Here is an 11,712-nt window from a genome sequence, read left to right as displayed (position 1 = left end):
CGCAAGGCTTGGGCTAGCGACTCGACCGGTTCGCTGGTCAGCAACAACCATTTCAACGGGGTCTCACCCTTGGGCGGGTTAATCTCCTCGGCCAGCACCGCGTTGAGCGTGATATTCCCCTGTTTTAGCGTGATGCGCCCACTGCGCAGGCTCAAGCTCGCCTTGCGGGCTGGTCGATTTTTACGTTTACCGCGTTTATCCACCACGCCCTTTTGCGGAATACTGATCTGATAGCCACCCAACTCCGGTTGGTTCTTCAGATGGTCGTACAGATACAACCCAGACTCTACGTCCTTGCGTGGGTGCTTGGAGCGCACCACGAAGCGCTCGTTATGCGCCAGTTTGTCCTGCAGATAAGCATGGATATCGGCTTCGCGGTCACAGACCGCAATCACGTTGCTCATCATGCTGCCCATGCGTAACCGGCTAGTTGCGGCCGCAGCCAGCCATTTGCCACTCTCCTTTTCATCCGCATCGGCAGGGTCATCCGGGCGCATCCACCACTCCTGATGCAGTAATCCTACGGTGCGGAATGTGGTGGCCTCGAGCAAGAGCACGGAGTGAACCCACCATCCGCGGGATTTATCCTGAATAGAGCCCAGCTTCCCAAGCTCTTCGGCGACCTGGTGGCGATAACTCAAAGAGGTGGTGTCCTCAATGGCCAGCAGTTCGGGAAACTTCTGAGCCAACTTGACCGTTTGCATCGCGCCAGCCTTTCTGATCGCCTCGGCAGAAACGTTGGGATTGCGGATAAATCGGTAAGCGCCTTCCTGCATGGCTTCACTGCCCTCGGATGAGATGGTTATTGATTTTCCAGAATATTTTGCCAATTGAGCGGCGACGTTAACCAGACGGGTGGTACGGCGAGGATCACCCAGCGCCGCCGAAGAGAAAACAGATTTGGCCCAGTCAGCCGTACGATGAAGAGCAGAAGTTATCATGATCGTTACTATGTTGGGAGTCACATAGAAGATCAGATCCTGGAAAACGGGAAAGGTTCCGTTCAGGACGCTACTTGTGTATAAGAGTCAGCCATATGCCTTAGTGATGTGGATATTCAATATGGCCGTGATCATCCACGGCCATTAATATTGGTTTCGACTTCATCCGCTCATTTAACCAACTTGCTCTCCATTACCCCTTGCTTGCCCTCCTCTTCACTGACCTGACTCAGCTTGGAGCGGGCCATCAACAGGCCCATTTTGACCTCCTGCCATACGTAGTAATTTTTACCCGCCTCGGTGCTGAGGGTCAGAGTGGCATCGTTCTTCGACATGTAAGAGATGCTGCTGCCCGGCACCCTTTGTTTTGGTTGGAAGAAAGGCAAATAAAGGTTCGCATGGGGCCTCATAGCCATGCAACCGCTCAGGCTGATACCGATGTGACGGGATTCAATAATCCGACAATTAACCGACATGAGGCAGATCCGTAGGTTATCGACGTTTCGCCCGAGAGGCACAAACTCCAGGCTCCCGCCTGTCGGGCTCACCGCAACTGAAACGCCTTGACGATAAATTCGATAAAGAGCCGCACGTTGCGGGACTGCTCCTTGTGGAAGGGGTAGACGGCGAAGAGGGCGTGGGAGTCTGGTTGCCAGTCGGGGAGCAGGGTCATCAGGGTGCCATCCGCCAGCTCGCTTGCCACGAACTCGTGCGGTACCAAGATCACCCCGAGCCCCTGCACCGCCGCCTGTTTCAGGGCGATGCCGTTGTTGGCGCAGAAGCGGGCGGGGGGCAGCTCCACCGCCACACTTTCCGCGTCCCGGGTGAAGAACCACTTGTTGGGGGAGGAGGAGAGGCTGTAGCGCAGGCAGTTGTGGCCCTTGAGATCCGCCGGGTGGGCGGGTTGGCCCGCCTCCTTCAGGTAATCGGGGGCGGCGCAGAGCACTCGCTGCACCTCGCACAGGGGTTTGGCGCGCAGGGTGGAGTCCTCCAGGGTGCCAGCCCCCCGGATCACCACGTCCAGCCCCTGATCCACCAGATCCATGTAGGCATCGCTCAGGATCACCTCGATGCCGATTTCCGGATAGCGGCGCTGGAAGGCGCAGACGAGGGGGTTGAGCCGGATCAGCCCGTAGGACATGGGCATGCCGATCCTCAGCCTGCCCCTGGGGGTGAAGGAGGCGGCCATGATGGACTGGTCGGCGGCCTCCAGGCTGTCCAGCACGGCGCATATCTGGCCGTAATAGGCCATGCCCGATTCGGTGACGCTCAGCCGCCGGGTGGTGCGGTTGATGAGGGCGATGCCGAGATAGGCTTCCAGCTCGTTGATGTTCTTGCTGACCGCCGCCTGTGAGAGGTGCAGGTCGTCCGCCGCCGCCCTGAAGGTGCCCATTTCCACCACTCGGCGAAAGACGTTCAGCGCCGTGATCTTGTTCATCCTGCCCCCGTTAATTCACTACTGGTAAATGATGGCGCCATCATTGCGCACTTTTATCACAATAGTGCGGATCCCCGGGGTGTCCACCCCCCATCCCCCGCCAGACAGAGAGTTGCCGGTGGTAGAGCGGCCCGGATCATGGCCCTGCGGCCCGTGACGGGCCCGGCAGAGACGCAGACGAAAGAGAGGCGATGGGCCCGGGCACCCCGGCCCGTGACGGCAGGCATAGCAGGCATAAAAGCAGGCGGCAGGGCCCGGGCCCCGCCGCCAGATGGCACGCACCGGCTTACTGCACCTTGCCGGGGGCGGGGGGCAGGGTGATGCCGACATCGGCCCAGGGGTTGGTGCCAAGCAACTGGGCGTGGGGCACGTCCGCCTGGTAGCGCATGGTGAACGCTCTGGGTCCGTGGGCGAAGGCCACCAGCAGCCCCTGTTTTGCATCCATCAACCCGGCGTGCATGCCGAGCCCGTGATAGCTGACTCGCACCGCCTTGTCCTCAAGGCCCACCTTGTCTATCTGGAAGCGGGCGATGCTGCCGTCTTTGAGGGTAAAGCCCCAGCGGAAGGGGCCGCCGCTGACCACCGTCATCACCTCGTCAATGTCGGTGCCGTCCTCGGCGGAGTTGACGTGCATGCGGCCGTATTTCCCCAGCACGGCGCTGCGGGTGCGCTCGTCCAGCGCCATCAGGTCATAGACCTTGGGGTAGGGGCCGACGCCTGTCTCTTCGGTGGCGACGCCGCCCCCTTGCACTGCGGGCTCGCGCCCTGCGAGCCTGGCCTGTTCCAGCAGCTCCCCCTGACTCAGATTGAAGGCCGCAATCAGGGCGCCGTGCTCCGCTTTGGTCAGGGCGCGGCGGTGAGAGGCTTCAAGCAGCGGCCTGGCGGCCTCGGGAATGTCGACGGTGACCACGTTGACGCCGATGGGGTTGAGCGCGTTGTTGACCGCTTCGACCCCGGTCACGGCGGGGCGGCCATCGCTGAACTGCACCGAGACCAGGTCACCGGCGAAGGTGTTGAAAGAGAAGGCCGAGGCGAGGGTGCCGGCCAGCAACGGGATAGGCGTGAGTTTCATACAAGACTCCTCGTTAAGGTTCGAGAAGCAGTCTAGGGCGGCGATGTGTTCACTGAAATGACACTCGGATGATATGAAAATTCACTGATAGTAATGAATGGCAGAGCAAAGGGAGGAGCACGCCTGCCAGGTGCACCATGCTGCGTCACAAGCAGGGTGAAAAAAGCACAAAAAGTGATGATCCAGTCATTAGCGAGATGCATATGCCCGTGGGGACCAACCAATGGAGAATGACCAGATGAAATGGATTCAACGTTGTGCCGCACTTGCAATGATATTGGGTCTGACTGCGTGCGGAGGCAGTGACAATGACAGCAGTCCGCCCAATGCGGCCATCAGGATCAGCCACCTCGCCCCCGATGCCCCCAGGGTGAATGTCAATGTCGATGGGGCTGCCTTCCTGACGGCCGTTGATTTTGGCTCGAGTAGCGGGCTCAAGCCGGTGGCGGCTGGCAGTCACGAGGTGGCAGTGGACGGGATTTTGCCGAGCGGTACCGCGACGGTCATCGGGCCGGTCTCCCTCGATCTCAAACCCGACACCCAGTACGACGTGCTGGCCGTGGGTAAACTGACGGGCAGCGGCGATACCGCGTTTGGCCCGCTGGTGATTGAACGGCCGGACCAGATGCCCGCAGGCGGCGAGATCCGGGTGCAGGTCGTGCATGCCGCCCCGAGCGCACCTGCGGTGGATGTTCATGTCACCGCTCCCGGTGCCGCATTGGGCAGTCCGACGCTGTCCGGCATTCCCTTCAAGACCTATAGCGATCCCCTGACTCTGCCGGCCGGGGAGTATCAGGTCAGGCTGACGCTGCCGGGCAGCAGCGATGTGGTGTATGACTCGGGTCCATTGCCTCTCATCGGCGGTGCGGATCTGCTGATTGCGGCGATCGACAACCTGGGGGCGGGGCCAAGCCCGGTCAAGCTGCTTGCCATCGACAGCACTGGTGCAACCCCTCTCCTGTCTGTGGATGAGCAGGCCCAGTTGAGGGTGGTCCATGGGGTTGCTGACGCCCCGGCCGTGGATATCCGGGTCAATGGTGCCGCACCGACCGCCGCCCCGTTGCAGGGGCTGGCGTTCAAGGGAAATACCGGATATCTGGATCTGGCGGCGGCGGATTATGATTTTGTGGTCACGCCGACGGGCGCCACGACCCCTGAAGTGATCAATGCCAGCGACGTGCCGCTCAAGGCGGGCACCCGCTACTCCCTGTTTGCCGTCGGCCAGTTGCTGGATCCCGCTGGCGAAACCATTGAGCCCTTGCTGCTGACGGACACGGGCCGCGCGGTGGCGACAGAGGCGCAGCTTCGCGTGCTTCATGCGGCACCCACGGCTCCGGCAGTGGACGTTTATCTGACGACGGGGTCAGACATCAGCGCCAGCATCCCCTTGCTCAAGGCTGTGCCCTTCAAGGGGGACAGCGGGTATCTTGCGGTTGCCGCCGGAGACTACTTTGTCACCGTCACCGCCTCGGGTGACAAGAGCCCGGTCATTGGCCCCCTGCCGGTCACCTTGTCGACCAGCCAGGTATTAACTGCGGCAGCCTTGTCTGACAGCGTCGGGGGCGTCGATCCCGAGTTGCTGATCCTGGAAGACATCAGCAGCAGTCAATAACCCCCTCTCTCATCAAGAGCAGGGGTGACTGGACCCGGACTGAACTGTCAGTCCGGGTCTTTTTATGGCCTGCCGCTGGCTAGGTGGGGATCCTGGCAGTCCGGGGATGACCAGAAAGAGTCGGCCCGGCATAGAGCCGTCAGGCCCGGGTTGTGGTATGACTCGGGGCGTCATCAAACAGAACCTGTCGGAGGAAGAGACAATGCTGGCGTTGATCACCACGGCGCACCACACCTGTTATCCCAATCCCATCGCCTTTCGGGCCGGTGAGCGGGTGCGCATCGGCCATGAGGACGACGAGTTCCCGGGCTGGGTGCGCACCTTTACCGCAGACGGCAACGAGGGGTGGGCGCCCCTGTCCCTGCTGACCCCGATCGGCGCCGGGGAGGCGCAGGCGCGCCAGGACTATACCGCCCGGGAGCTGGACGTTGCGGTGGGGGAGCGGGTACGGGTGGATCGGGAGCTGGCAGGCTGGCTCTGGGTTCACAACGAAGCGGGGCAATCAGGCTGGATCCCGGCCAGCTGCATCGCCTCGCCCTCATAAGGTGGCAGCGGCTCGGAGAAGGAGTCGATAGCGGAGAGAGAAACCCGGCCAGCGACGGGGCGTGCGGCCGGGTGAATTGTAAAGAGTAGGGTGACGGAAAACGGGATCAGCCTAGTCTAATCAACTCGATGGGGGCGTAGCGCTCCTGGCTGTTCGTCAGCAGCACGCACTTTTCATGCTCGGCCTGATAGGGGGTCAGGTTGTCGGTGTGAGCCTCTTTCAGAAAGTCGACGGCGCCGGTGGCGGCAATCATCACCCGTTGGCCCAGGGTCAGCACATTGCGGTTTCGATCGTAGATCTTCATGGCATTCTCCTTGTGGGATGGGTGCCCCGGCCCGTGCCGGGGCAACGGGCTCCAGACTACGCCCCTCGAAAAACGAGATGCCTGTCACAGATCAAAAAAAGGGGAAAGAGGGACGCGGTGCGGCGACGGGGCGCGGCGCTCTGGCCTCGCTGCCCGCCGGTGATCGCCACCGCCTGTCGCAGGGCAGGAAGAGCGCCCCCGCTTTTCATCCCCTCAGGCTCGAACTGCAAGGGGGATGCACTATAGTGGAGCCGCTCGTTTTACTGCCTTCAACCAACCGAGAGTGCATTATGAATCGTGATATCGCAGCCCAGTTCATCAAGATGCTGACCAACCTGGACCAGTGTCTGGCCAAGGCCGAGGCCCACGCCGAGGCGAAGAAATTCAACGTGGACAACTTCTTCAATGAGCGCCTCATCGTCGACATGCTGCCCCTGAGCAAGCAGGTGCTGATCTGTTGTGACAGCGCCCGCGCCGTGGTGGCCACCGCCAGCCTGAGCGAGCCGCCGGTGCTGGGGGATGATCCCAAGACCATGGCGGATCTGCGCGCCCACGTGGCCAAGACCATCGCCTACCTGCAAGGCAAGCTGGACGCCGATTTCAGCCAGTATGCGAGCGGCCACTACTACCCCTACTGGGCCGGTGGCAAGGGGATGGACGGCCACAGCTGCGTCCACGAGTACGGCATCCCGAACTTCTACTTCCACCTCACCATGACCTATGCCCTGCTGCGCCAGGCCGGGGTGGATCTGGGCAAGCGGGATTACCTGGGTGGTCTGAACCTGCAATAAACCGCGCTTCAGCGACGACAAAGCCTGCCCCCTGGCAGGCTTTGTCGTTTTCGGCCCGGCTCAGCGCCCCAGGTTGTCGGCCAGTTGTTTGGCGCGACTTGCGGCCCACTGATCGATCATCTTCTCCATCTCCTGGGCGGTGATGGGGGAATCCTTGTGGGTGGTGTCCGGGCTCTCGCGAGCGTCCATCACCCGCACCAGCAGCTTGCCGCTCTGGGCGTCGAGCAACTGGGCCATGCTGCCCACCCTGAGCAGATAGGGCTCCTTGCCTATTACCTCGCGGGTGACGTTGATGGCGATCTTGGCGGGCAGCAGATCCCGCAGCTTGGGGTCGGGGCGGGTCAGGTCGAAGTTGGTGATGGCCGCCTGCACCCGCATCACGCCGGGACCGGGTTCGGTAGCCATCTTGACGCCCTGGCTCATCAGCTCCCGCTGGAAGGTGGCGTGGTAGTAGCGGCCTATCTCGTTCTGCTCGTTGGCAGTCAGCAGATACCACTGGCCGTTCTCCTGGCGGATGAATTGCAAGGGGTCGAGCAGCACCTGATGGTACTGGCGCAGATCCACGCCGGGCTCCTTGTAGATGCGCTGGTTGGGGTTGCTCTCGCTTTGCTGGAAGGCCGTGAGCGGGATCGCCTGCAGGCTGTGGGTGACCTGGTTCTTCACGGCGCACCCGCCCAGCAGGGCGGCGGCCATGGTCATCATCAAGACTCGTTTCATGGGGGCTCCTGGCGGTGGACGGTCGCTGAAGGACGCAGCCCGCCCTGCCCACAGAGATACCTGATCAGGCCCCTCTCTCACAAGGGGTATCTGTGCGCGGGCCACCGGGGGAGCCCCCTTGTCGGGTCACTCGGCGGGGATCTCGGGCTCCACCAGGGTGGCGAGCTGCATCAGGGACTCCTGCCAGCCGAGGTAGCACATCTCCACCGGGATGACCGCCGGAATACCCGCCTGTTCGATGGCGAGATCGGTGCCGCACAGCACCTGGGTGAGGGTGATGGTGACCTGCATCTCCCCCGGCAGGTTGGGGTCGTCGAAGCGGTCGGTGTAGCGGATGCGCTTGCCCGGCTCCAGCGCGAGATACTCGCCGCCGAAGGCGTGGGTGTGGCCGCTGGCGAAGTGGGTGAACGACATCCTGAACTGGCCGCCGACCCTGGCATCCAGCGCCGCCACCTTGCAGGTGAAGCCATGGGGGGGCAGCCATTTGGCCAGGGCGTCCGGCTCGATAAAGGCCTGGTATACCCGTTGTGGCGGGGCCTTGAGTACGCGATGCAGGGTGACTGTGTTCATGGGGGACTCCTCTTGGTGGCAACAGGGACGGGTCGCAGCAAGGATAGCCGTCATCCCCGTGGCCTGCGGGGGGGGCGTCGCCTCCTTTCGCCTGCAGAGAGGATTTTTCGTTTTCTCTTCAAGGAGTTGATCAAGATAGAGGTTATTGTCACCGTTCGCTCATATAATCGCCGCCATGCAAGCGACTCGGAAGGATTCGATGACACAGCTGATGGCGGCCCTGCTGGGGCTGTTTTACGCCAGCCTGATCTGGGCGGCGCCCGTCCCCTTCGTGACGGCCCCCGGCCCCCATGCCACGCAGGGGAGGCTGGAGCCCCTGCTCTCCTGGTTCTCGGGGGAGTTTTCCAGCCAGGAGCAGGCCACCTTCGATGCCCGCTTCACCAGTGCCGAGCTGCGGCTGGTGGAGATCTGGCCCGGGGAGGGCCCCTTTCGCTGGGTCTATGCGGAGCAGTTTCTGACCGAGCGGGCGCAGCGACCGTTTCGCCAGCGCATCTACCGTTTCTCCCCGCTGCCCGATGGCCGCATCCTGATGGCGGAGCTGACCATGCCGAGGGCCACGGATTTCGCCGGCGCCTGGCGCCAGCCCGAGCTGCTCGATTCCCTCACTCCGCAGCAGCTCTCCCTGCGCGAAGGGTGCGAGATCTGGCTGACCCGCCAGCCGGGCGGGGAGTACAAAGGACAGACCCGGGTCGGGCATTGCGCCACCGATTTTGGCGGTGCCACCACCCTGGTGCAGTACCTCTGGATCGGCCCGGACAGTGTCCGGCTGCTGGACAGGGCCTATGACAACGGCGCCCATCAGCGCTGGGGCAGCCCGGGGGAGGGTTACGTCTACCTGCGCAAGGGGATGCGGCGCGGGGAGTAGTCGCGCCGTCCGTCAAGGCCCCTCCCTGCTTGCCGCCAACAAGGACGTGCCGGTCAGGCCGCTGGCCAGTGCCCCTGCAGATCCACCAGGATGGAGAGGCTGACCGCGCCAAACAGCAGGCCCGTCATCAGGTTGAGCGGGCGCTGGATGCGGCCGAGCAGGTGCTGGGCGCGGGGAGTGGAGAGGCTCCAGGCCAGGGCGCTGAACCAGACGAGGGAGAGCAGGAACAGCTCCAGGATCAGCAATCCCCGGGTCAGGCCATCCACCTGGGGCGTCACCATGGCGGCCAGCAGCCCCATGAAGAACAGCATCGCCTTGGGGTTGAGCAGATTGGTGGCCAGCCCGCTCTTCACCCCCTTGCGCCAGCCCGGCCGCTCGCCTCCGGCGCGCAGCGCCAGATCCCCGCTTCCCTGCCAGGCCGCTTTCAGCGCCCCCCAGCCCAGCCAGCCCAGATAGAGGGCACCCACCAGTTTCACGGCGAGAAAGAGCCAGGGCTGGCTTGCGATCAGCAGGCTGATGCCGGTCAGGCTCAGGGTGGCGTGGAGCAGGATGGCGAGGGCGATGCCAAGGGCCGCTCCGAGGGCGGTGGGCCTGTGCAGGCTGGTGCGCAGGATGAGCGCGAAATCCGGGCCCGGGCTCGCCAGGGCGACGAGGTGGACGAGACCCAGGGTCAGAAACAGGCTGGTGAACATAAAAGACCTCCGACAGCGGTATGGAGGTGACAGCATGGGGCAGGACGGGGGACGGGAGATTGTAAAAGATTGCAGCGGCGACGATTCAGGCGGGCAGCATCTGCTGGCGATACTCCGCCGGGGTGAGCCCGAAGGCCTGACGAAAACCGTGGTGGAAGTGGCTCTGATCGAAGAAGCCCACCGCCAGTGCCACCTCGCTCACCGGCAGACCGCTGCCGAGCAGGCGCTTGCCCTGTTCGAGGCGCAGCCGCTTGAGCCAGGCATAGGGGGTCATGCCGGTCTTCTTCTTGAACTGACGGAGGAAGGCGAAGCGATCCAGCCCGAACAGGGCGGCCAGGTCCTCCAGGGTGTGGCGCTCGTCCAGCCGGGCCAGCAGATGGTCGCGCAGGAACCTGAGCTGGGGATCCGCCAGGGCGTGGCGCTCGGGGGCGAGCCGGAACAGTTCGCCCAGCAGGGCCAGCAACTGGCTCTCCGCCAGCAGGCCGTCGGGGGCGGGGCTGTCCAGGTGCATGTGCAGGCGAGCAAAGCCCTGATAGAGGTCGGGGCGGCTCTGCAATCCCTGGTGGAAAAAGGGCTCGGGGTGTTCCGGCAGCCAGCGGGCCAGCTGCTCGGGGGCGATGGAGAAGACCCGCACCTCGTACCCTTCCGGCAGCAGGCTGAGGCCGTCGTGCATCTCGTCCGGGTTGACGGTGGAGAGTTCGCCGCGCACCAGGTGGTGGCTGTTCCCCTTGTGGATGAACTTCTGGCCGCCCCGCTGCACCAGACCGATGTGGTAGTCCAGATGCACGTGACGGCCATAGCTGAACTCCCTGTGGTGGGAGTGGGAGAGTTCAACCCCCGGCAGCAGCCGGGATTGCCAGTAGTGGATGCGGGATTGGGGTGCGTTCATCCCCTATTGATACCCCGAAAGCGGCCCCGTGGCTTGTAGATTATTGCGCTGGCGCCTCAGCCGACCTCCTGGCGCCGCTTGCCGCTGCGCAGGCCATCCAGGCTGAACAGCACCAGGGCGCTCCAGATGCAGCCAAAGGTGATCATCTTGTCCAGCGCCAGCGCCTCGCCATACAGGGTCACCGCCAGGATGAACATCAGGCTGGGGCCTATGTACTGGAAGAAGCCCAGGGTGGAGAGCTTGAGCCGGGTGGCCGCTGCGGTGAAGCAGAGGAGGGGGGCCGTGGTGACGGCGCCCGCGGCGATGAGCAGCAGGTTCAGGTGCCAGTCATTCTGGGTGAGGTGGCTGGTGGGGCTGTCGGCGATGCCCCACAGATAGAAGGCGGCCGGCGGCAGCATGATCAGGGTCTCGATGAGCAGGCCGGTGAGGGCGTCCAGGGCCAGCTTCTTGCGAATGAGGCCGTAGATGGCGAAGCTCGAGGCCAGCACCAGGGCTATCCAGGGCAGGGAACCGAAGGCGATGAGCTGGACGGCGACACCGACAAAGGCGAGCCCTACCGCCCACCACTGCAGGCGGCGCAGCTTCTCGCTCAGAAACACCATGCCGAGCAGCACGTTGAACAGGGGATTGATGTAGTAGCCCAGGCTCGCATCCAGCATGTGGCCGTTGTTGATGGCCCAGATGAACAGCAGCCAGTTGCCGCCGACGGTGACGGAGGTGAAGGCCAGAGTGAGCAGCACCTTGGGATGGCGCAGCACCGCCTGCACCTTGTGCCACTGGCGTCCGAGCAGCACCAGCACCATCAGCAGGGCGCAGGACCAGATCATGCGGTGGGTCAGGATCTCGGCGGCCGGCACGGCGGAGAGGGACTTGAAGTAGATGGGTGCCAGGCCCCAAAGGGTGTAGGCGCCGAGGGCATAGAGGACGCCCTGGCGCTGGATCTGTTGTTGCATGCGGATAACCTTCACTGGAGTGCGGATGTCGGGAAACATCGCAAAAAGTCAGTGTAGCGATCCTTTTGCAGGGAAAGAAGACAATAAATGGGTCTGACGGGATTTTAACAGCAGGAGCGACTTCAGCGACCGCCCCCGCGGCGGATCTTCTCCACGTCCATCAGCAGCCACAGCATGAGGGCGATGGCGGAGATCCAGGGGCCCCAGGTGACATAGGCTTCCCCCTGACCCAGCACGAAGAACAACAGCGGCAGTCCCACCACCAGAAACAGTACACTTCCCAGAAAAAACAGCATTTTTATCTTTAAATTTAATGGCTTGCTA

14 protein-coding genes and 1 pseudogene are annotated in these 11,712 nt (G+C 63.1%); 4 read left to right on the top strand and 11 right to left on the bottom strand.

Translation table 11 applies throughout. The annotated features are described in order from the left end of the window. The 4 genes and pseudogenes from AB5Y50_RS02620 to AB5Y50_RS02605 all read right to left on the bottom strand — a co-directional run. Positions 1-941, bottom strand: a 941-nt coding sequence (locus tag AB5Y50_RS02620; protein WP_368162397.1) for an IS4-like element IS50R family transposase, incomplete at its 3' end; no start/stop codon positions are given. Positions 942-1,111: 170 nt separating this feature from the next. Further along, positions 1,112-1,297, bottom strand: a pseudogene (locus AB5Y50_RS02615) (hypothetical protein); the annotation flags it as partial. Positions 1,298-1,485: 188 nt separating this feature from the next. After that, the gene (locus AB5Y50_RS02610; protein ID WP_069784183.1) at positions 1,486-2,379 is read right to left on the bottom strand and encodes a LysR family transcriptional regulator; all 894 of its coding nucleotides are present in this window, start codon (positions 2,377-2,379) and stop codon (positions 1,486-1,488) included. 286 nt (positions 2,380-2,665) lie between these two features. Continuing rightward, the gene (locus AB5Y50_RS02605) at positions 2,666-3,451 is read right to left on the bottom strand and encodes a hypothetical protein (RefSeq protein WP_069784182.1); all 786 of its coding nucleotides are present in this window, start codon (positions 3,449-3,451) and stop codon (positions 2,666-2,668) included. 238 nt (positions 3,452-3,689) lie between these two features. Between AB5Y50_RS02605 and AB5Y50_RS02600 the strand changes: the two genes are divergently transcribed. Beyond that, positions 3,690-5,063 (top strand): DUF4397 domain-containing protein, encoded by a 1,374-nt coding sequence (locus AB5Y50_RS02600; protein ID WP_069784181.1) that lies wholly within the window; start codon positions 3,690-3,692, stop codon positions 5,061-5,063. 202 nt (positions 5,064-5,265) lie between these two features. Further along, positions 5,266-5,607, top strand: coding sequence for an SH3 domain-containing protein (locus AB5Y50_RS02595; protein ID WP_042864616.1), 342 nt, complete (start codon positions 5,266-5,268; stop codon positions 5,605-5,607). A 106-nt stretch (positions 5,608-5,713) separates the two neighbouring features. On the opposite strand, the gene ydfZ is transcribed toward AB5Y50_RS02595, so the two are convergent. Further along, complete coding sequence (gene ydfZ, locus AB5Y50_RS02590) at positions 5,714-5,911, bottom strand: putative selenium delivery protein YdfZ (RefSeq protein WP_069784180.1); 198 nt, start codon at positions 5,909-5,911, stop codon at positions 5,714-5,716. 290 nt (positions 5,912-6,201) lie between these two features. Between ydfZ and AB5Y50_RS02585 the strand changes: the two genes are divergently transcribed. Next, complete coding sequence (locus AB5Y50_RS02585) at positions 6,202-6,702, top strand: DUF1993 domain-containing protein (RefSeq protein ID WP_041212145.1); 501 nt, start codon at positions 6,202-6,204, stop codon at positions 6,700-6,702. Positions 6,703-6,762: 60 nt separating this feature from the next. On the opposite strand, the gene AB5Y50_RS02580 is transcribed toward AB5Y50_RS02585, so the two are convergent. Both AB5Y50_RS02580 and AB5Y50_RS02575 read right to left on the bottom strand, forming a co-directional pair. After that, positions 6,763-7,419, bottom strand: a complete 657-nt coding sequence (locus AB5Y50_RS02580; protein WP_029313469.1) for a DUF3313 domain-containing protein — start codon at positions 7,417-7,419, stop codon at positions 6,763-6,765. A gap of 126 nt (positions 7,420-7,545) precedes the next feature. Beyond that, a complete protein-coding gene (locus AB5Y50_RS02575; protein ID WP_042882233.1) occupies positions 7,546-7,989 on the bottom strand; it encodes an SRPBCC family protein in 444 nt (147 codons plus the stop codon). 199 nt (positions 7,990-8,188) lie between these two features. Here AB5Y50_RS02575 and AB5Y50_RS02570 point away from each other — a divergent pair, with 199 nt between their 5' ends. Beyond that, positions 8,189-8,854 (top strand): chromophore lyase CpcT/CpeT, encoded by a 666-nt coding sequence (locus AB5Y50_RS02570; protein ID WP_174213892.1) that lies wholly within the window; start codon positions 8,189-8,191, stop codon positions 8,852-8,854. A gap of 53 nt (positions 8,855-8,907) precedes the next feature. On the opposite strand, the gene AB5Y50_RS02565 is transcribed toward AB5Y50_RS02570, so the two are convergent. The 4 genes from AB5Y50_RS02565 to AB5Y50_RS02550 all read right to left on the bottom strand — a co-directional run bounded on the left by AB5Y50_RS02565 (position 8,908) and on the right by AB5Y50_RS02550 (position 11,684). Continuing rightward, positions 8,908-9,546 (bottom strand): LysE family translocator, encoded by a 639-nt coding sequence (locus tag AB5Y50_RS02565; RefSeq protein ID WP_010672488.1) that lies wholly within the window; start codon positions 9,544-9,546, stop codon positions 8,908-8,910. A gap of 85 nt (positions 9,547-9,631) precedes the next feature. Further along, positions 9,632-10,435: an AraC family transcriptional regulator gene (locus tag AB5Y50_RS02560; RefSeq protein ID WP_069784178.1), complete on the bottom strand. Its 804-nt coding sequence runs from the start codon at positions 10,433-10,435 to the stop codon at positions 9,632-9,634. Positions 10,436-10,491: 56 nt separating this feature from the next. Next, positions 10,492-11,388, bottom strand: coding sequence for an EamA family transporter RarD (gene rarD / locus AB5Y50_RS02555; RefSeq protein ID WP_069784318.1), 897 nt, complete (start codon positions 11,386-11,388; stop codon positions 10,492-10,494). A 122-nt stretch (positions 11,389-11,510) separates the two neighbouring features. Further along, entirely contained in the window at positions 11,511-11,684 is a 174-nt protein-coding gene (locus AB5Y50_RS02550; RefSeq protein ID WP_010672491.1) for a hypothetical protein, read from the bottom strand. Positions 11,685-11,712: the final 28 nt, after the last annotated feature.

The organism is Aeromonas sp. s6, from assembly GCF_040907815.1.
In the GTDB taxonomy this organism is placed as follows: domain Bacteria; phylum Pseudomonadota; class Gammaproteobacteria; order Enterobacterales; family Aeromonadaceae; genus Aeromonas; species Aeromonas caviae.
This window is presented reverse-complemented; position numbering and strand designations above follow the sequence as displayed.

Excerpts from the sequence above, each read along its gene's own strand:
- AB5Y50_RS02600 (WP_069784181.1), top strand. The coding sequence starts at position 3,690 with ATGAAATGGATTCAACGTTGTGCCGCACTTGCAATGATATTGGGTCTG.
- AB5Y50_RS02575 (WP_042882233.1), bottom strand. The coding sequence starts at position 7,989 with ATGAACACAGTCACCCTGCATCGCGTACTCAAGGCCCCGCCACAACGG.
- AB5Y50_RS02595 (WP_042864616.1), top strand. The coding sequence starts at position 5,266 with ATGCTGGCGTTGATCACCACGGCGCACCACACCTGTTATCCCAATCCC.
- rarD (WP_069784318.1), bottom strand. The coding sequence starts at position 11,388 with ATGCAACAACAGATCCAGCGCCAGGGCGTCCTCTATGCCCTCGGCGCC.
- AB5Y50_RS02565 (WP_010672488.1), bottom strand. The coding sequence starts at position 9,546 with ATGTTCACCAGCCTGTTTCTGACCCTGGGTCTCGTCCACCTCGTCGCC.
- AB5Y50_RS02570 (WP_174213892.1), top strand. The coding sequence starts at position 8,189 with ATGACACAGCTGATGGCGGCCCTGCTGGGGCTGTTTTACGCCAGCCTG.
- AB5Y50_RS02550 (WP_010672491.1), bottom strand. The coding sequence starts at position 11,684 with ATGCTGTTTTTTCTGGGAAGTGTACTGTTTCTGGTGGTGGGACTGCCG.
- AB5Y50_RS02585 (WP_041212145.1), top strand. The coding sequence starts at position 6,202 with ATGAATCGTGATATCGCAGCCCAGTTCATCAAGATGCTGACCAACCTG.
- AB5Y50_RS02610 (WP_069784183.1), bottom strand. The coding sequence starts at position 2,379 with ATGAACAAGATCACGGCGCTGAACGTCTTTCGCCGAGTGGTGGAAATG.
- AB5Y50_RS02605 (WP_069784182.1), bottom strand. The coding sequence starts at position 3,451 with ATGAAACTCACGCCTATCCCGTTGCTGGCCGGCACCCTCGCCTCGGCC.
- ydfZ (WP_069784180.1), bottom strand. The coding sequence starts at position 5,911 with ATGAAGATCTACGATCGAAACCGCAATGTGCTGACCCTGGGCCAACGG.
- AB5Y50_RS02580 (WP_029313469.1), bottom strand. The coding sequence starts at position 7,419 with ATGAAACGAGTCTTGATGATGACCATGGCCGCCGCCCTGCTGGGCGGG.
- AB5Y50_RS02560 (WP_069784178.1), bottom strand. The coding sequence starts at position 10,435 with ATGAACGCACCCCAATCCCGCATCCACTACTGGCAATCCCGGCTGCTG.